The organism is Bradyrhizobium sp. CSA207, assembly GCF_029051685.1.
Taxonomy (GTDB): Bacteria; Pseudomonadota; Alphaproteobacteria; order Rhizobiales; family Xanthobacteraceae; genus Bradyrhizobium.
This window is the reverse complement of sequence record NZ_JAACFT010000012.1, coordinates 99,052-117,253: the sequence shown is the minus strand read 5'-3', so window position 1 is coordinate 117,253 and position 18,202 is coordinate 99,052. Positions and strand designations below refer to the sequence as shown.

Genomic DNA, 18,202 nt, shown 5'->3' with positions numbered 1-18,202 from the left:
TAAGTATGGTGACCCGCGCGAGACGGGCCCACGGATGCCGACCGCGCGTATACATAGCGGCGGGGCCGGGGGCAAGCGGGTCCTGCGGCCTCGGATACGGGGGTAATGGGTTAATCGAGATTATGGCGCGCTATATCGACGAGATCCTCCAGCCGGGCGAGCGGGTACTGTATTCGACCAATGCGCACTGGATCTTTTATTTTCCTGCCATTCTGGCCTGGATCGCAGCCCTCATCCTATTCATCCTGTCCCGGCAAACCATCGTCGAGGGGCTCGTGCTGCTGTGTCTCGTCGCCTCCGGCCTGGCGGCGCTGGCAGCGCTCTACTGGACCGTGAAGGGCTGGTTCCACCGCTTCACGACCGAGACCGACGTCACCAATTTGCGGGTCGTGCACAAGACCGGCTTCATCAAGCGCCGCACCTTCGAGATGGCGCTGGACAAGGTCGAGAGCGTCGACGTCGACCAGACGATTCTTGGACGTATTCTTAACTATGGCGACGTGACGATTCGCGGCGTCGGCGAGGGAATCGAGACGATCGAGACCATCGCCTCGCCGCTCGCCTTCCGTAGTTCGATCACCACGCGGTAGGACCGCGCGTAACCATGAGCATGCAGCAAAATACTTCCGCAACCGCAGCCCCCCAGCCGGGCTCGACCGTCGACGCCGCCGAGATCGCGAAGTTCTCAAAACTCTCGGCGGAGTGGTGGGACCCCAAGGGCAAGATGGCGCCGCTGCACCGGATCAATCCGCTGCGCCTCGGCTACATCCGCGACGCCGCCTGCCGCAAGTTCGAGCGCAATGTACGCAGCCTCAACTGCCTCGGCGGCCTGCGCGTGCTGGATATCGGCTGCGGCGCCGGCCTGCTGTGCGAGCCGCTGTCGCGGCTGGGGGCGCAGGTCATCGGCATCGATCCGTCCCAGAGCAACATCGCCGCCGCCAAGCTGCACGCCGACAAGGGGCATCTTGCGATCGACTATCGCTGCACCACGGTCGAGGAAGTCGACCCGCGCGAGCGCTTCGACATCGTGCTCGCGATGGAGGTGGTTGAGCACGTCACAGATGTCGGCATGTTCCTGAAGCGCTGTGCTTCGATGCTGAAGCCGAACGGCCTGATGGTGGTCTCGACGCTGAACCGAAACTGGAAGAGTTTTGCGCTCGCCATTGTCGGCGCCGAATACGTCCTGCGCTGGCTGCCGCGCGGCACTCACGAGTGGAACAAGTTCGTCACCCCCGACGAGTTGATCAAACATCTCCTCGACAATCGCCTCGTCATTACCGAGCAGGCCGGCGTCGTCTACAGCCCCTTCGCCGACAAATGGACGCTCTCCTCCGATATGGACGTGAACTACATGGTCGTGGCGGAAGCGATGGTGTGAGGCGTTGCCCATAGTGGCTGAGTTGCTTGTAAGAGGTCAGCTGCAGCAACTACAAAGCTGTCGTCCCGGCCTAGTGCGCAATTGCGCACTAGGCCGGGACGACACTGAATTTGTGGCGAGAGCATCGCTCCTATGACGTGGGCGTGATTGACCTGCTGGAGCACTGACGGCACGTTGGCCGTAACTTCCTCTCCCACCTGCATCCCCCCATGCTCTCCATCACCAGCCTCTGGATTCCCTTCACGATCATTGCCGCGTCCGGGCAGGTCGCGCGCAATGCGATGCAGCGGTCGCTGACCAAGCCGCTGGGGACCTGGGGCGCGACCAATATTCGCTTCCTGTTCGGCTTCCCGTTCTCGGTGCTGTTCTTGGGCGTGGTGCTGATCTTCTCCGGCGATCATCTCGGCATGCCGCCATCGGCATTCTGGCCGTGGCTGCTGCTCGGAGCACTCAGTCAGATCGTCGGCACCGGCTTGATGCTGCTGGCGATGAATGACCGCTCCTTCGTCGTGACGACGGCGTACCTCAAGACCGAGGCGATCCAGACCGCGATCTTCGGCTTCGTCTTTCTCGGCGATCACCTGACCTGGCTGAAGGTGCTCGCGATCGTGATCGCAACCGTCGGCGTCGTCATCACCGCGTTGCGGCCCGGCGGCGAGAAAAGTTTTGCCGAACTGAAGCCGACCATCCTGGGGCTTGTGGCGGCCGCGGCATTCGCGCTATCCGCGGTCGGCTTCCGCGGAGCCATTATCGCCGTGCCGGGCGTGTCCTTCGTGACGGCCGCCTCGTTCACGCTGGTGCTCGGCCTGTTCGTGCAGACGCTGATCCTGACCATCTACCTGCTGTGGCGTGCGCCAAAGGTGCTCCAGGCGATTTTGGACTTGTGGAAACCGTCGCTGTTCGCCGGCTTCATGGGCGCCTTCTCTTCGCAGTTCTGGTTCCTGGCCTTCGCGCTGACGGCGGCCGCCAATGTCCGCACGCTCGCACTGATCGAGGTCCTGTTCGCGCAAGGCGTCGCCTACTACTCGTTCAAGCAACCGATCGCGCCGCGTGAGCTGGCAGGTATCGCGTTGATTGTGATCGGCGTTGCGGTGCTGGTGGGAGTCTAGTTCCGGTCTTCCGGCAGCGTCGGCAGCGGCGAGACCTCGATGCCTTCCTCGATCAGCGATTTCGCCTCGTCGGGCGAGGCCTCGCCATAGATCGGCCGGTGCTCCTTGTCGCCGTAATGCATCGCGCGCGCTTCGTTCGCAAAGCGCTCGCCGACATTGTCGGCGTTCTTGACGATGTGATCACGCAGCTCTTTGAGCTTGGCGCGCAGCTCGCGCTCCTGCGCCATCATCAGCGATGTCGGTCCGGAGGATGCAGCCTCGGGCGTCGTCGCGGCGGCTGGCTCCGACGGCGGCGTGGCGCGTCCGCGGCCCTTCTTGCCGACGATGCGCGGGGCCATGATCGCCTTGTCGACCTTGGCCGAGCCGCAGGCCGGGCAGGTCACAAGCTTGCGCTTCACTTGCGAATCGTACGCGGACGAGCTCTGGAACCAGCTTTCGAATGCGTGGCCCCGATCGCAGTGAAGCGCGTAGCGGATCATGCCGATCCCCGCACGAGGTGCAGGTGGTCGGGGCCTGCTTTGGGGTCGGTGACGCCGAAGCGGCGGCCGTGCTGCAGCGACGGGATCGCCCTCCGCGCCGTCTCCACCTTGGCGGGGTCGATCTTCGCCATGATGATGCCGGGCTCGACGCCGCCCTCGGCGAGGATCTCGCCCCAGGGATCGATGATCAGCGAATGGCCGAAGGTCTCGCGCTTGTTCTCATGCAGGCCGGCCTGTGCTGCGGCAAAGATGAAGCAGCCGGTCTCGATCGCGCGCGAACGCAGCAGCACGTGCCAGTGCGCTTCGCCGGTCTTGCGGGTGAAGGCAGAGGGCACCGTGATGAAGGACGCGCCGCTCTCAGCGAGCGCGCGATAGAGTGCGGGAAACCGCACGTCGTAGCAGATCGTCAGCCCGATGCGGCCCCAGGGCAGGTCGGAAATTACGGCGGTCTCGCCCGGTTGGTAATTGGCGGATTCGCGATAGCTCTCGCCGTCCGGCAGTTCGATGTCGAACATGTGGATCTTGTCGTAGCTCGCGAGCACATTGCCCTCGGGCCCGATCAGGAATGAGCGGTTGACCGCCTTCTCCGGCGAGAACCGCAGCGCCAGCGAGCCGACATGGATGTGAATCTTCAGCTCGGACGCGAGCGCGCGGTAGGCCTTCAGCGATATGTCGTCGTCTTCGCTCTGAAGCTGCTCGAACAGCGCCTTCCGATTCAGCTGCATCATGTTGCTGACTTCGGGCGTCTGCACGTAGTCGGCGCCGTTCGCCGCCGCTTGCCGGATCAGCTTGGTTGCCTGATCGAGGCTCGGCTCGGGCATCAGGCCGGTGCGCATCTGCACCATGGCGGCGGTGAAGCTACGATCGTTGGCTTGATGTTCCTTCGCTTGATCCTGGCTCATGAGACGGCCTTGATGCTTTCGAGCATCCCGTCGAGCTTGCCTTCGCGGTCGAGCGCATAGAGATCGTCGCAGCCGCCGACATGGGTTCCGCCGATCCAGATCTGCGGGAAGGTCGCGTCGTCACCGGCACGATCGTACATCTCCTCACGCCAGGACAGGTTCTTGGCGACGTCGAATTCCGTGAAGGCGGCCTTCTTGCGGGTCAGAAGCGACCTGGCGGCGGAACAATAGCCGCAGCCCGGCCTCGTGTAGATCTCGACAGCAGCGGTCATGTTGTCTGGCGCTCTCATGTCATGAATTCATTGAACTATATGGGACTTCACCGGCTCTCGACAACCCGGGCGAACACCAGCACGTCGACCTGGGCCGCTTTGGCGCGCAGCAAAGCCCGTGCGCAGGCATCCAGCGTCGCGCCTGACGTCAGGACGTCGTCGATCAGCACGATTCGGCGGCCTTGAACCTCGGCCTGACGGTCGGGGGATACCTGGAATGCGCCCTGTACATTGGTGGCGCGCTGGGCGCGCGACAGGCCGATCTGCTGCTCGGTGGCGCGCACCCGGCGCAGCACCTCGCCCCGCACCTTAACCCCGCTCTGCCGCTCGATGATTCGCGCCAGCGCCCCGGACTGGTTGTAGCGGCGCCGCCAGGCCCGTCGCCAATGCAGGGGAACGGGAATTAGCATATCGGCCCCGATGAGCAGTTCGGTGCCGGCGCGCGCCATCCAGCGGCCCATGGCAGGCGCCAGATCGGTGCGGTCCTGGTATTTCAGCGCATGCACCAGCGTGCGCGCCACGTCGTCATAGCGCACGGCCGCCCGCGCCCGCTGGTAGGCCGGCGGGCTCGCAATCGCCTCCATCGACAGCATGTCGGGGCCGGGGTCATAGACGAAGGGGATGCCGAGCCGCGGGCAATACGGCCGTTCGATGAACGACAGCCGTGCCCAGCAGGCCGCGCAAACACCCTCGCCATCGACCGGTTCGCGGCAGGACACGCACAGCGTCGGCAGCGCAATGTCGAGCGCGAGCCTTGCCGCGCGCGCAAGCACGTGGCGCCCGGCCGTCCATGCGGCACGCAGAGGCGTCGAGATGGAACGTGAGGGGGCGGTGTCGGCTTCCATGATGGGGAGGCTAGCGTCACACCGCAGCGGGCTCAAGCCGCGCTTCGGTCTCGTGCCCCGGACGCCGTGCAATGCGAAGCATTGCGCGGCCGAGCCGGGGCCTAGAAGCCGCGCCCGCGGAAGCATGGGTCCCGGCTCAGCGCAGCAGCGCAAGGGGCGCTGCAGCGCGTCCGGGACACGAGGGGAGATTGCCAGAACCGTCGAGATCGGCGTAACCAGCGGCATGGCCCACGACTCGCAAAGTCATTCGCAAAATCCGCCCGTCCTGTTCGATCGCGCCTTGCTGCACGTGCGGCAGCGCCGCGCGCAGGCGCAAGGTGCGGTGGGCTTCCTGCTCGATCGCGTCGCTGAGGATATGTCCGACCGGCTGGCCGCGGTGATGCGGGAGTTTGGCGCGGCGGCCGATCTCTGGACGCCCGGCGAGGGTCTTGCCGCGTTGCGCACACAGCTGCCGTCACTTCAGCGGATTGAGCTCGATGCTGCGGGTTCGGAGAAGCTGCCCTTCGCAGCCGAAAGTCTCGACCTCGTCGTCTCGGCGCTGGCGCTGCAATTCGTCAACGACCTGCCGGGCGTGCTCGCGCAAATCCGCCGCGCGCTGAAGCCGGACGGGCTGCTGCTGGCGGCGATGATCGGCGGCGACAGCCTGACCGAGCTGCGCCAGGCCTTTGCTGCCGCGGAAGCCGAACGCGAGGGCGGCGTGTCGCCGCGTGTGGCGCCGTTCGCTGATTTGCGCGACATCGGCGCGCTGTTGCAGCGGGCGGGCTTCGCACTGCCGGTCACCGACGTCGACCGCGTCGTGGTGCGCTACGCCAATGCGTTTGCACTGATGCAGGATCTCCGCCGCATGGGCGCAGCCAATGTGCTGATCGAGCGCCGCCGCACGCCGAGCCGGCGCGCGACACTGCTGCGCATGGCTGAAATCTATGCCGAGTGCTTTGCCGACGCCGACGGCCGCATCCGCGCGACATTCGATATCATCTGGCTCTCCGGCTGGGCACCACATGCAAGCCAGCAGCAGCCGCTCAAGCCTGGTTCGGCCAAGGCGAGCCTGGCGGAGGCGGTGAAGAAGGCGGGGAAAGAGTGACGTGTCCCGGACGCGCTGCAGCGTTCTTGCGCTGCTGCGCAGAGCCGGGACCCAGTTCGTGGCTTCTGGGCCCCGGCTCGGCAGCGCTACGCGCTGCGTCCGGGGCACGCGGAGCTCACATCAGCAAATCAATCAAATGCGGGATCAGCGGAATGTCCGCGGGGGGCATCGGATAGTCGCGCAGCTTGTTGGCGCGGACCCAGGCGAGACTTTGGCCTTCGCGCGCCGTGACCAGGCCTTCCCAGCGGCGGCAGACGTAGAGCGGCATCAACAGGTGGAAGGTCTCGTAGGCGTAGCTCGCGAAGGTCAGCGGCGCCAGGCAGGGTTCGGCGACGGTAATGCCGAGCTCCTCGCCGAGCTCCCGGATCAGGCTTTGCTCCGGCCGCTCGCCGGGCTCGAGCTTGCCGCCGGGAAATTCCCAGAGGCCTGCGAGCGTCTTGCCCTCGGGGCGCTGTGCGATCAGGACGCGCTTGTCGGCGTCGATCAGCGCGCAGGCCACCACCAGTGTCAGTTTGAGATCCGCCATCGCTAAGAAGGGCTGCCCGCGTTGGATTGAGGGAGAGGATTTACGACCTGTAATCCCCGTTGATCGCGACATATTCCTTGGTGAGGTCGCAGGTCAGCACGCGGTCGCGGCCCTTGCCGAGGCCGAGCGAGACCTTGATCGCGATCTCCGGTGCCTTCATCGCTTCCGATACCTGCAACTCGTCATAAGACGGATCGCGCGCGCCGCTCTTGGCGACGCGGATGCCGTTGAAGGAAATTGACAGCTTGTCGCGATCGGCGGGCTCGCCGGCCTTGCCGACCGCCATCACCACGCGGCCCCAATTGGCGTCCTCGCCCGCGATTGCGGTCTTGACCAGCGGCGAGTTTGCGATCGACATCGCGATCTTGCGCGCCGAGGCCTTGGTCTTGGCGCCCTCGACCGTGATCTCGACCAGCTTGCGTGCGCCTTCGCCGTCGCGCGCCACCTGCTCGGCGAGATCAGCGAGCACACCGTAAAACGCCCTGGTAAAAGCCTTCAGGCGCGGATCGCCGGCGCGGCTGATCTTCGGCGCTCCGTGTTCGGCAGCGGCCCCCGTCGCGAAAGCCAGCAGCGTATCCGAGGTCGAGGTGTCGCCGTCGATGGTGACAGCGTTGAATGTGTCCTCGACGCCGCCCTTGAGCAGGGCTTGCAGCGCAGCCGGCGCGATCGGCGCGTCGGTGAAGATGAAAGACAGCATGGTTGCCATGTCCGGGGCGATCATGCCGGCGCCCTTGGCCATGCCGTTGATGGTGACCCTGGCCTTGCCGAGCTTCACGGTCGCGGTTGCGACCTTCGGGAAGGTGTCAGTGGTCATGATTGCCGTGGCCGCGTCGAGCCAGCTCGCGGGCTCTGTGCTCTCGGCGAGGCGTCCGAGCACGCCGTCGAATTTGGTCGCGTCGAGCGGCTCGCCGATCACGCCGGTGGAGGCGAGAAAGATCTCGCTCTCGCTGCACCCGACGGCCTTGGCCGCGATCTTCGCGGTCAGCGCGGTTGACGCCCGGCCGGTCTTGCCGGTGAAGGCGTTGGCGTTGCCGGAATTGACCACCAGCGCCTGCGCCTTGCCGCCCTTCAGCTTGGCGCGGCACCATTCCACCGGCGCAGACGGGCATTTCGACTTGGTGAAGACGCCCGCGACCGCGGTGCCCTTGTCCATGACCGCGAGCAGCACGTCGGTCCGGTTCTTGTAGCGGATGCCGGCCTCGGCCGTCGCGAGCCTCACGCCCGCGATCACGGGCATGTCGGGAACGTGTTTCGGGGCGAGCGGGGAGACGGATGAGGACATAGCGAGGCGCCTTGATGGGATCTGGATATGCAGATGGCCGGGCAAAGCCCGGCCATTGCGACGTTAGATACTATTGGCGTCCGCGAAGTGACAGCGAATTCTTACTTCTTCGCGGGCGGCGCCATCTTGCTGTCGGAAGGCTTGGCCGCGTCGGCCGGCTTGGTGTCGGTCTTCGCCGCATCCGCCGGCTGGTCCATCCGCTCGACCTTGGCCTCAGCGCGGAGCTTGGCGACGTAGTCGGCCTGGGCCTTGCGGGCGACGTACTGCTCGATCTGCGGCTTGACCTGGGCGAAGTCTGGCGCCTTGCGGCTGCGCTTTTCCTCGACCTTGATGATGTGCCAGCCGAACTGCGACTTCACGGGATCGGAGATCTTGCCCGGCTCGAGCGCGAAGGCCACGGTGGAGAATTCCGGCACCATCTGCTCCTTGGTGAAGAAGCCGAGGTCGCCGCCGTCGGCGGAGCCCGGATCCTTGGACTTCTTCTTGGCGAGCTCGGCGAAATCGGCGCCCTTGTCGAGCTCGGCCTTCACCGCCTTGGCCTCGTCCTCGGTCTCGACCAGGATGTGGCGGGCGCGCACTTCCTGCTCGCCGGTGATCTGCTTGGAGGCCTCCTCATAGACTTTCTTCATGGAATCGTCGGTGGTCGCCGCCTTGCCTTCGCTGGCGAGCAGGCCGTCCATCAGGAGGCGGTTGCGGGCGAACGCCATGCGCTTCTTGAATTCATCGCTGTCGCCGATCTTCTTGTCCTCGGCGGCCTTGGCAACGATCTTCATGTCGATCAGGAACGACAGGACGTTCTCGTCCTTGGTCGCGGGATCCATCTGGGCGAGGCTCGGCCCGAGTTCCTCTTCGGCCAGTGCGACGTCGCTCTTCTTGATGTCCAAGCCATTGACCTTCGCCAGGACCGGGTCATCGGCAGCCCGGCCGGGACCCGCGATCAGCGCCAGCGCAAGGCAGCCCACAAGGGCGGTGGCGAGGCCGAAGCGCAGGCCGGTTTTCGTTACCGGGAACGAGGTGGTCATGCAAAATCCTTTGTTGAAGCTGGGGGCTGCTCGAGCGGGGCGGACACTCGCCCAATCAAGGGGGCTTGGCAACGCGAAAAGTCTGTCAAAATGATGAATTAGCCGCAATGCGGCCGCCGTTGACAAGGCCCTGACCGGGCCATATCTCTGCGCGGTCGCGTCCATGGCGATGGCGTTTATTTTGCTGCGTTTTTGGCCGTTGAACCCGGACTTGCTCAATTCCCACCCATATGGCGGATGACCCCTGCAAGCCGAGCTACTGGCACCACGGGCGTCACGGTGAGTTGATGGGCAAGCGGGTGACAACCTCTTGGCTGCAATGCGGTTAAATCGCGAACACAGGAACTAGGCATGATCGGCGCGCTCGCCCGCAAGTTTTTCGGCTCCGCCAACGACCGGCGGGTGAAGGGATATCAGTCCCGCGTCAACGCGATCAATGCGCTGGAGCCCGAGCTCATCAAACTGTCGGACGAGGCGCTCAAGGCCCGCACCGCCGAGTTCAGGAAGCAGCTCGCCGAGGGCAAGACGCTGGACGATTTGCTGGTGCCGGCTTTCGCCACCGTGCGCGAGGCCGCCAAGCGCACGCTCGGCCAGCGCCATTTCGACGTCCAGCTGATCGGCGGCATGGTGCTGCACGAGGGCGACATCGCCGAGATGAAGACCGGCGAAGGCAAGACGCTTGTTGCGACGCTCGCGGTCTATCTCAACGCGCTTGCGGGCAAGGGCATCCACGTCGTCACCGTCAACGATTATCTCGCCCGCCGCGACTCCGCCTGGATGGGCCAGATCTACAGCTTCCTCGGCATGACCACGGGCGTGATCGTCCACGGCCTGGACGATTCCGAGCGCAAGGCGGCCTATGCCTGCGACATCACCTACGGCACCAACAACGAATACGGCTTCGATTATCTGCGCGACAACATGAAGTACCGGCTCGAGGACATGGTCCAGCGGCCGCACTTCTACGCGATCGTCGACGAAGTCGACTCCATCCTGATCGACGAAGCGCGTACGCCGCTGATCATCTCCGGCCCGCTTGACGACCGGTCCGACTTCTACAACACCATCGACGGCTTCCTGCCCAAGCTCGACAAGACCGATTACGAGGTCGACGAGAAGCAGCGCACGGTGACGCTGACCGAAGCAGGCATGGAGAAGATCGAGACGCTGCTGCGCGACGCCGGCCAGCTCAAGGGCGAGTCGCTCTACGACGTCGAGAACGTCTCCGTCGTGCACCACATCAACCAGGCGCTGCGCGCCCACACGCTGTTCACCCGCGACAAGGACTACATCGTCCGCGACGACGAGGTCATCATCATCGACGAGTTCACCGGACGCATGATGCAGGGCCGCCGCTATTCCGAAGGCCTGCATCAGGCGCTGGAAGCCAAGGAGCATGTGCAGGTTCAGCCGGAAAACCAGACGCTGGCCTCGATTACGTTCCAGAACTATTTCCGGATGTATGAAAAGCTCGCCGGCATGACCGGCACGGCGTTGACCGAAGCCGACGAACTCTTCGACATCTACAAGCTCGAGGTCGTGGAGATCCCGACCAACGTGCCGGTAGGCCGCCTGGACGAGGACGACGAGGTCTATCGCACCCAGAAGGAAAAATACGGCGCGATCCTCGCCGAGATCGAGCGCGCCAATGCGCGGCTCCAGCCGGTGCTGGTCGGCACCGCGTCGATCGAGAAGTCGGAAGTGCTCGCCGAATTCCTCAAATCGAACGGCTACAAGCAGATCGATTTCGGCAAGGAGAACGCGCTCGACAAGCTCTACGCCGCGGCTCGTGCCGGCAAGCCGGCAAAGCTGTTCGCGGTGCTGAACGCGCGCTTCCACGAGCAGGAAGCCTATATCGTCGCCGAAGCCGGTGTGCCCGGCGCGATCACGATCGCGACCAACATGGCCGGCCGCGGCACCGACATCAAGCTCGGCGGCTCGCTCGAGATGCGCATTCCGAAGGAGACTGCGGGCATCGAGGACGAAGCCGAGAAGGCGAAGAAGATCGAGCAGATCAAGGCCGACGTCGAGCGCTTCCGTGAGATCGTGCTCAAGGCGGAGGAGGTCGTCGAGATCGAGCCGGCCAAGGGCTCGAAGCCCGCCAAGACCGTGACGAAGCCGGGCGGCCTCTACATCATGGGCTCCGAGCGTCACGAATCCCGCCGCATCGACAACCAGCTCCGCGGCCGCTCCGGCCGCCAGGGCGACCCCGGCCGCTCAAAGTTCTTCCTGTCGTTGGAAGACGATCTGATGCGCATCTTCGGTTCGGATCGCCTCGACAGCATGCTGCAGCGTCTCGGCCTGCAGGAGGGCGAGGCGATCATCCATCCCTGGATCAACAAGGCACTGGAGAAGGCGCAGCAGAAGGTCGAAGCCCGCAACTTCGACATCCGCAAGAATTTGCTCAAGTTCGACAACGTCCAGAACGACCAGCGCAAGGTGATCTTCGACCAGCGCGTCGAGCTGATGAAGGACGACAGCGTCGCCGAGACCGTCGCCGACATGCGCCACGCCTTCATCGACGACCTCGTCGCCAAGCACGTGCCCGAGCATGTCTATGCCGAGCAGTGGGACGTCGCGGGCCTGAAGGAAGAGCTCAAGCGCGTGCTCGATCTCGACCTCCCGGTCGATGACTGGGCCAAGGAAGAGGGCATCGCCGACGAGGAGCTGCTCAACCGCATCGAGACCCGCGCCGACGAGCACATGGCGGCCAAGGTCGCGCAATGGGGCCCCGACGTGATGCGTTACGTCGAGAAGACCATTCTGCTGCAGACGCTCGACCATCTCTGGCGCGAGCATCTGATCATGCTCGACCATCTGCGCCAGGTCATCGGCCTGCGCGGTTACGGCCAGCGCGATCCGTTGCAGGAGTACAAAACCGAAGCGTTCAACCTCTTCCAGGAGATGAGCGCCCACTTGCGCGAGGCCGTCACGGCGCAGCTGATGCGGGTCGAGATCATCCCGCCGGAGCAGGAAGCGCCGGTGCTGCCGCAGATGGAAGCCCACAAGTTCGACCCGAACACCGGTGAGGACGAGATGGCGCTTGCGAGCGTCACGCTCGGAGCGCAGGCGAACGCAGTGACCGCCGCCCATCGCGATCCGAAGAACCCCGCCAGCTGGGGCAAAATCGGCCGCAACGAGGACTGCCCGTGCGGCAGCGGCAAGAAGTACAAGCACTGCCACGGGCGGTATGCGTAAGGCTCGAATGTATTTGTGAGGCGCAACACTCGCGCCTCACTCTCCCCTGTCGTCGCCCGGCTTGACCGGGCGACCCAGCACGCCGCGGCCTCTCGGCTCAATCACTTAAGTCTCTGGAATACTGGATCGCCCGATTAAATCGGGCGATGACAGTGAGTATGTGGGAGCAGCTTGCCCCACACCGTCTTCCCGGCGAAGGCCGGGACCCATACCGCGGAATCTATCGAGAGCGTGGGGTCGTCGTATCGCGCGAAGAAGCGCAACCAACAGTCTTCGCCAAACCCGGTCCTGTGGTTATGGGTCCCGGCCTTCGCCGGGACGACCGTATCGAGAGAGCCGTGCGAAACGCCGCCACCACTCAATTCGAGCTGTCGATCAAATTCTCCAGCAGCCGCTTCAATTCGCTCGTCGACTTGTCGCCGTAGCTCTCGAGGATGTGCTCCTCCTGATCCACCGCGAGCGAGTTGAGCTTCTTGCACAGCACCTTGCCGCGGTCGGAGATGAACATCAGCACCTTGCGGCGGTCGTTCGGGTCCTGCACGCGATAGACCAGCGTGTCGGAGACCATGCGGTCGATCATCTTGGTCAGCGTCGGATGGTTGAGCAGCACGGCGCCCGCAAGCTCGCCCATCGAATGGCCGTTGCCGTCCGACAGGACTTTCAGGATGCGCCACTGCTCGACGGGGACCCCTTCCTTGCTCAAGCGCAGTTCCAGCTGCCGGTTGATCTCCCGGTTGGCTTGCGCGAGCAAATAAGCGAGGTGTTCGGTAATCGGGGAGTTTTCTTTCGACGGTTTTGCCACGGCTAAGACTTCGTCTTGACCCAATTGAGTGAATGTCTTGCAATCAATGCTGCATCTATATGCACTTCAATTCTTGAATATTCAATATTTTCAAAATAGGATGTTTGCCTAACAAAAGGGCGGAAGCCGCGGCCGCCTGCTGAATGTGCTTTCAAGTCTGGTCTCAGACAGGAGTTGGCGTGCGCGCGACGGTAAATTTCCCGGCTCACGGCGGCCCGGCGTTGCCGCCGTCTTTGCTGTTCAGGAATCTGTCGTCGTCGGCGGCCGACTTCGACCTGTCTCCGGTCGACGCGCATTTCCTCAAGCGCCGCGGCGCGCGCAACAAGCTGCGCATAGGCGGCTTCATTTGCTGCACCGGCTCGCCCGGCGTCTGGGGCCCGTGCGCGACAAGCAGTGCGCAGCTCGCGGTGGCCGAGATCAACAAGCGCGGTGGCATCCTCGGTCGCGAGATCGAGCTTTCGGTCTACGACGCCGGCGGCCCGCTCGACGAGATCCTGACCCGCGCCGAGCAGGCGATCGCTTTCGATGAGGTCGATCTCATCGTCGGGCTGCATACCAGCGCGGTGCGCGTGGCGCTGCGCAAGGTCACCACCCGCCATCGCATTCCCTATATCTACACGCCCGTGTACGAGGGCGGCGAGCAAACCCCGGGCGTCATGGCGATCGGCGAGACGCCGCGCTGGCAGAGCCGCCCCTCGATCCACTGGCTGGCTGACGTCAAGAAGGCGGCGCGCTGGTATCTGATCGGCAGCGATTACGTCTGGCCCTGGCAGTCGCACCGCGCGGTGAAGCGCTACATCAAAGAGGCCGGCGGACATGTCGTCGGCGAGGAGTTCGTTCCCCTCGGCGAGGACAACCATGAGCCGCATCTGGCGCGCATTCGCGCCGCCCGGCCGGATGTCGTGCTGACCTCGCTGATCGGCACCGACAGCATCACCTTCAATCGCGCATTTGGCGAATGCGGCCTCGCCGCCACGACGCTGCGGCTGGCCGGGGCGATGGACGAGACTGTGCTGCTCGGCATCGGCGCCGACAACAGCGAGAATCTGTTCTGCGCCTCCGGCTATTTCCCCGGCATTGGCTCGCGGGCCAACGACGATTTCCAGAGTCGCTACCGCGCGATGTTCGGCCCGAGCGGCCCCCCGATCGGCTCGCTCGGTCAATCCACCTATGAGGGACTGCGCTTCCTCGAAGCCGTGGCCAACAAGGCCGGGTCGTTGGCGATGGGTCCGATGCTCGCGGCGGCGCGCAACATTGTCTATGGCGGCGCACGTGGCCCGGTCAGCATTCGCAACGGTCACGCCCGGATGCCGATGTATCTCGCGGAAGCCGATGGCCTCGACTTCAGGCTGATCAAGCCGGTCTGACGCCGACGCCGCGATCACGCACGCGCTCCGGATTCAAAATAATACTTGAAAAGGAAAATATTTCCGTCTGTAATAACAATGCGAAGCCAGATGGCCCGCCTGGTGCGGGCGGGCCATCAGGGCTTCCGTCCAAAAGCAGGGATCAAGAAGCCTCAAGGAGAGCGCCGTGACAGTTGCCCTTCCCACGCCCACCCAGCTTCGCAGCGTCGCCGAGCAGTGCGGCCTTGCGCTGAGCGATGAAGACGTCGCCTCGTTCCGCGGCCTGATGCAGGGCTCGATCGAGGCCTACAATCTGGTCGGCGCGATGCCGGACGAAGTGCCCGAGGTCAAATATCCGCGCACGCCGGGCTATCGGCCATCGGCCGAAGAGAACCCGCGCAATGCCTGGTATCGCAAGTCGATCGTGAAGGGCGCTAGCTCCGGCAAGCTCAAGGGCAAGACCGTCGCGCTGAAGGACAACATCATGCTCGCCGGCGTGCCCATGATGAACGGCTCGGCGACGCTGGAAGGCTACATCCCCGATTTCGACGCCACCGTCGTCACGCGCATACTGGATGCCGGTGGGGAAATCCTCGGCAAGACTCACTGTGAATCCTTCTGCATGTCCGGCGGCAGCCACACCGGGGCGGTCGGCCCGGTGCATAATCCCTACAAGATGGGCTATTCGGCCGGCGGCTCGTCCTCGGGAAGCGGCGTCGTCGTCGCGCTTGGCGAAGCCGACATGGCGATGGGCGGCGACCAGGGCGGCTCGATCCGGATGCCGTCCTCGTTCTGCGGCACCTACGGCATGAAGCCGACCTGGGGCCTCGTGCCCTATACCGGCATCATGCCGATCGAGATCTTTGTCGATCACACCGGTCCGATGACCGCAACGGTCGCCGACAACGCGCTAATGCTCGAGGTGCTCGCCGGCGACGACGGCTACGATCCCCGCATCAAGTCGCCCAGAGTCGAGGACTACACCAAGGCGCTCGGCCAGGGCGTGAAGGGCATGAAGATCGGCATCCTCAAGGAAGGCTTCGAGCAGGCGACCGCGGAAGCCGCCGTGAACGAAAGCGTGCGCGAGGCGGCAAAGCGTTTCAAGGATCTCGGCGCCACCGTCGAGACCATCTCGATCCCGATGCATCTCATGGGCCCCGCGATCTGGACGCCGATCGGCACCGAGGGCATGACCCAGACCATGATGTACGGCGACGGCTATGGACTCAGCCGGTCCGACCTCTACTCGACCTCGCTGATGGATTTCCATCGCGGCTGGCGCCGGCAGGCGGACTCGTTGTCCGAGACCACAAAACTGTTCCTGCTGCTCGGCACCTACATCAACAACAATTTTGGTCCGCGCTACTACGGCAAGGCGCTCAACATCTCCCGCCGCCTCACCGCCGCTTACGACAAGGCGTTCGGCGAATATGACCTCCTGCTGCTGCCGACCACGCCGATGAAGGCGACGAAACTGCCGGAGCCCACCGCCAGCCGCGAGGACTACGTCGCCCGCGCGCTGGAGATGATCTCCAACACCGCGCCGTTCGACATCACCCATCATCCCGCGATGTCGCTGCCCTGCGGCATGGTCGACGGCTTGCCCGTCGGCCTGATGCTGGTCGGCCGCATGTTCGAGGAATCCACGATCTATCGCGCCGCGCACGCCTTCGAGCAGGTCGGCGACTGGAAGAAGATGTGAGAGAGGCATTGATGCAGGCGACCGGAAGCGCAGCGCATGGCTAATGCGTTCGTCGCGGCGTTCGAGATCCTGAGTTTTGGCGCGATCATCGTCCTGATCGTGCTGGGGCTCGGGATCATCGCAAGCATGATGGGTATCTTCAACTTCGCGCAAGGCGAGTTCGTCCTGCTCGGAGCCTACATCACCTATCTCGCCTACGCCAAAGGCCTGCCGATCTGGACCGGCATGGTCGCCGCCCCCTTCGTCGTCGGCGCGCTCGGCTTCGTGTTGGAGGCGCTGATCATTCGGCGTTTCTACGCCGCGCCGATCGTGGCCATGCTCGGCACCTATGCGCTCGGCCTGATCATTCGCGAGTCCGTGCGCGGCCTGATCGGCGGCTTCTATCTGACCGTGCCCGAGCCGATCGGCGGCTCCATCGACATCGGCGCCATGCACATCTCGGCCTGGCGCTTCACCATCATCGTGATCACGCTGCTGGTGATGGCCGGCTGCTATCTCCTTCTGTCGCGCACGAGCTTCGGCCTGCGCGTGCGTGCCACGCTGGAGAACCCGGCGCTGGCGCGAGCGTCCGGCATCTCCACGCCGCTGATCTACGGCGCCACCTTTGCCTTCGGCGCAGCGCTCGCCGGCCTTGCCGGCGCGTTGATCGTGCCGGTGTTCAGCCTGTTCGCCGATCTCGGCCTGCGCTTCCTGATCCAGGGCTTCGTCGCAGTCATGGTCGGCGGCGTCGGCTCCTTCATCGGGCCGGTCGCGGGTGCTGGCGTCATCGGCACGCTGAGCGCCGCGCTGCCGTGGGTCATAGCGCCGGTCGTCGCCGACGTCCTCGTTTTCGTCCTTGCCATTGTCTTCATCAAATTCCGGCCACAGGGCCTCATCGCTGGAAAAGGGGTTTAAGTATGTTTGCAGATCGCACCAATCTCACCCGCCGTCGCTTCCTCGGCAATTTCGCCTTCGCCACCGGCGCGGTCGCGACCGGGGCCGGCAGCTGGGTGATCCCGGCAGGCTGGGCCAATGCGGCCGAAGGCCCGATCAAGGTCGGCATCGCGACCGACCTCACCGGCCCGATCGCCTATGCCGGCAATGCCGACGCCAATGTCGCAAAAATGGTGATCAAGGAGATCAACGCTGCCGGCGGCCTGCTCGGCCGTCCGCTCGAGCTTTACATCGAGGATACCGCTTCGAACGAATCCGTCGCCGTCGGCAACGTGCGAAAGCTGATCCAGCGCGACAAGGTCGACATGGTGTTAGGGGGCATCACCTCGTCGATGCGCAACGCCATCAAGGACCCGATCGTGGCGCGCGGCAAGACGCTCTACATCTATCCGCAGCTCTACGAGGGCAAGGAGTGCACGCCCTATCTGTTCTGCACCGGACCGACGCCGGCGCAGCAATGCGACGAATTCATCCCCTGGCTGATCAAGAACGGCGGCAAGAAGTTCGCGCTGCCGAGCGCCAACTACGTCTGGCCGCACACGCTCAACGTCTATGCCCGCAAGGTGATCGAATCCAATGGCGGCGAGGTCGTGTTCGAGGAATACTATCCGCTCGACCAGGTCGACTTCTCCTCGACCGTCAACCGCATCATCTCCAACAAGGTCGACGTCGTCTTCAACACCGTCATTCCGCCCGGCGTCGGCCCGTTCTTCAAGCAGCTCTATGAAGCGGGCTTCCTCAAGAACGGTGGCCGTCTCGCCTGCGTCTACTATGACGAGAACACGCTCAACATCAACCAGGCCAGCGAGATCGAGGGACTGGCAAGCTGTCTCGACTATTTCAAGGTGCTGACCAAGGAGAACCCGTTCGACGCCAAGATTCAGGCGGCCTATGAGAAGGATTTTCCGGGCAACTTCCTGTTCGCCGCCGGCAGTGCGGCGACCGGCACCTATCGCGGCCTGAAGCTATGGGAGGCCGCTGTCAAGGAAGCCGGCAAGATCGACCGTGAATCGGTTGCAGCCGCGCTCGATCACGCCAAGATCGCCGAAGGTCCGGGCGGACCGGCCGAGATGGTGCCGGGCAAGCGGCACTGCAAGATGAAGATGTACACTGCGGTCGCCAAGGGCGGCAACTACGAGATCGTCGGACGCAGCGACGGGCTCGTCGATCCCAAGGAATGCTAATGAGGAATGCTGAGGCGGAATGCCGTACCACAATCAGCTTCTTCTGAATTGGCGCGCGCGCGAGGACGCCCTCTTCACCTCTCCCGTAGGGAGAGGTCGGATCGCATCGAAAGGTGCGATCCGGGTGAGGGGTTCTGG

The 18,202-nt window shown here is 64.2% G+C and carries 17 protein-coding genes; 9 read left to right on the top strand and 8 right to left on the bottom strand.

Annotation, left to right across the window (positions count from 1 at the left end):
* Positions 1–122 precede the first annotated feature (122 nt).
* The 3 genes from GWG65_RS15600 (at position 123) to GWG65_RS15590 (ending at position 2,487) form a co-directional block, all read left to right on the top strand.
* A complete protein-coding gene (locus GWG65_RS15600; protein WP_275196446.1) occupies positions 123–590 on the top strand; it encodes a PH domain-containing protein in 468 nt (155 codons plus the stop codon).
* Between the two features lie 14 nt (positions 591–604).
* The gene (ubiG, locus tag GWG65_RS15595) at positions 605–1,378 is read left to right on the top strand and encodes a bifunctional 2-polyprenyl-6-hydroxyphenol methylase/3-demethylubiquinol 3-O-methyltransferase UbiG (protein ID WP_275196445.1); all 774 of its coding nucleotides are present in this window, start codon (positions 605–607) and stop codon (positions 1,376–1,378) included.
* Between the two features lie 209 nt (positions 1,379–1,587).
* Positions 1,588–2,487, top strand: coding sequence for an EamA family transporter (locus tag GWG65_RS15590; protein ID WP_275196444.1), 900 nt, complete (start codon positions 1,588–1,590; stop codon positions 2,485–2,487).
* On the opposite strand, the gene GWG65_RS15585 is transcribed toward GWG65_RS15590, so the two are convergent.
* Genes GWG65_RS15585 through GWG65_RS15570 form a run of 4 tightly spaced genes read right to left on the bottom strand, consistent with a single transcriptional unit; the run spans position 2,484 to position 4,985 of the window.
* Positions 2,484–2,966, bottom strand: a complete 483-nt coding sequence (locus GWG65_RS15585; RefSeq protein ID WP_275196443.1) for a DUF1178 family protein — start codon at positions 2,964–2,966, stop codon at positions 2,484–2,486. The two genes, GWG65_RS15590 and GWG65_RS15585, sit on opposite strands and share 4 nt — an antisense overlap.
* Complete coding sequence (locus GWG65_RS15580) at positions 2,963–3,868, bottom strand: carbon-nitrogen hydrolase family protein (RefSeq protein ID WP_275196442.1); 906 nt, start codon at positions 3,866–3,868, stop codon at positions 2,963–2,965. Before GWG65_RS15580 ends, GWG65_RS15585 begins: the two co-directional genes overlap by 4 nt.
* Positions 3,865–4,140 (bottom strand): glutaredoxin 3, encoded by a 276-nt coding sequence (gene grxC / locus GWG65_RS15575; protein WP_275196441.1) that lies wholly within the window; start codon positions 4,138–4,140, stop codon positions 3,865–3,867. Before grxC ends, GWG65_RS15580 begins: the two co-directional genes overlap by 4 nt.
* 47 nt (positions 4,141–4,187) lie before the next feature.
* Positions 4,188–4,985 (bottom strand): ComF family protein, encoded by a 798-nt coding sequence (locus GWG65_RS15570; protein ID WP_275196440.1) that lies wholly within the window; start codon positions 4,983–4,985, stop codon positions 4,188–4,190.
* Positions 4,986–5,208: 223 nt separating this feature from the next.
* Between GWG65_RS15570 and GWG65_RS15565 the strand changes: the two genes are divergently transcribed.
* A complete protein-coding gene (locus GWG65_RS15565) occupies positions 5,209–6,069 on the top strand; it encodes a methyltransferase domain-containing protein (RefSeq protein WP_275196439.1) in 861 nt (286 codons plus the stop codon).
* A 115-nt stretch (positions 6,070–6,184) separates the two neighbouring features.
* Here GWG65_RS15565 and GWG65_RS15560 read toward each other — a convergent pair whose 3' ends face one another.
* From GWG65_RS15560 to GWG65_RS15550, 3 genes are all read right to left on the bottom strand, one after another.
* Positions 6,185–6,595, bottom strand: a complete 411-nt coding sequence (locus GWG65_RS15560) for a (deoxy)nucleoside triphosphate pyrophosphohydrolase (protein WP_275196438.1) — start codon at positions 6,593–6,595, stop codon at positions 6,185–6,187.
* Between the two features lie 40 nt (positions 6,596–6,635).
* Positions 6,636–7,877, bottom strand: a complete 1,242-nt coding sequence (argJ, locus tag GWG65_RS15555) for a bifunctional glutamate N-acetyltransferase/amino-acid acetyltransferase ArgJ (RefSeq protein ID WP_275196437.1) — start codon at positions 7,875–7,877, stop codon at positions 6,636–6,638.
* Between the two features lie 101 nt (positions 7,878–7,978).
* On the bottom strand, positions 7,979–8,899 hold the full coding sequence (locus tag GWG65_RS15550; protein WP_275196436.1) for a peptidylprolyl isomerase: 921 nt from the start codon (positions 8,897–8,899) through the stop codon (positions 7,979–7,981).
* 351 nt (positions 8,900–9,250) lie between these two features.
* On the opposite strand from GWG65_RS15550, the gene secA reads away from it, so the two are divergent.
* On the top strand, positions 9,251–12,097 hold the full coding sequence (gene secA / locus GWG65_RS15545) for a preprotein translocase subunit SecA (RefSeq protein ID WP_275196435.1): 2,847 nt from the start codon (positions 9,251–9,253) through the stop codon (positions 12,095–12,097).
* A gap of 358 nt (positions 12,098–12,455) precedes the next feature.
* On the opposite strand, the gene GWG65_RS15540 is transcribed toward secA, so the two are convergent.
* Entirely contained in the window at positions 12,456–12,899 is a 444-nt protein-coding gene (locus GWG65_RS15540) for a MarR family transcriptional regulator (RefSeq protein ID WP_275196434.1), read from the bottom strand.
* 179 nt (positions 12,900–13,078) lie between these two features.
* On the opposite strand from GWG65_RS15540, the gene GWG65_RS15535 reads away from it, so the two are divergent.
* From GWG65_RS15535 to GWG65_RS15520, 4 genes are all read left to right on the top strand, one after another.
* The gene (locus GWG65_RS15535) at positions 13,079–14,266 is read left to right on the top strand and encodes a substrate-binding domain-containing protein (protein ID WP_275196433.1); all 1,188 of its coding nucleotides are present in this window, start codon (positions 13,079–13,081) and stop codon (positions 14,264–14,266) included.
* Positions 14,267–14,432: 166 nt separating this feature from the next.
* Positions 14,433–15,947, top strand: coding sequence for an amidase (locus tag GWG65_RS15530; protein ID WP_275196432.1), 1,515 nt, complete (start codon positions 14,433–14,435; stop codon positions 15,945–15,947).
* A gap of 36 nt (positions 15,948–15,983) precedes the next feature.
* Positions 15,984–16,841 carry a branched-chain amino acid ABC transporter permease gene (locus GWG65_RS15525; protein WP_148740801.1) on the top strand — a complete coding sequence of 286 codons (858 nt, stop codon included), beginning with the start codon at positions 15,984–15,986 and terminating at the stop codon, positions 16,839–16,841.
* A 2-nt stretch (positions 16,842–16,843) separates the two neighbouring features.
* Positions 16,844–18,064: a substrate-binding protein gene (locus tag GWG65_RS15520; RefSeq protein WP_247390037.1), complete on the top strand. Its 1,221-nt coding sequence runs from the start codon at positions 16,844–16,846 to the stop codon at positions 18,062–18,064.
* The last annotated feature ends 138 nt before the right edge of the window (positions 18,065–18,202 follow it).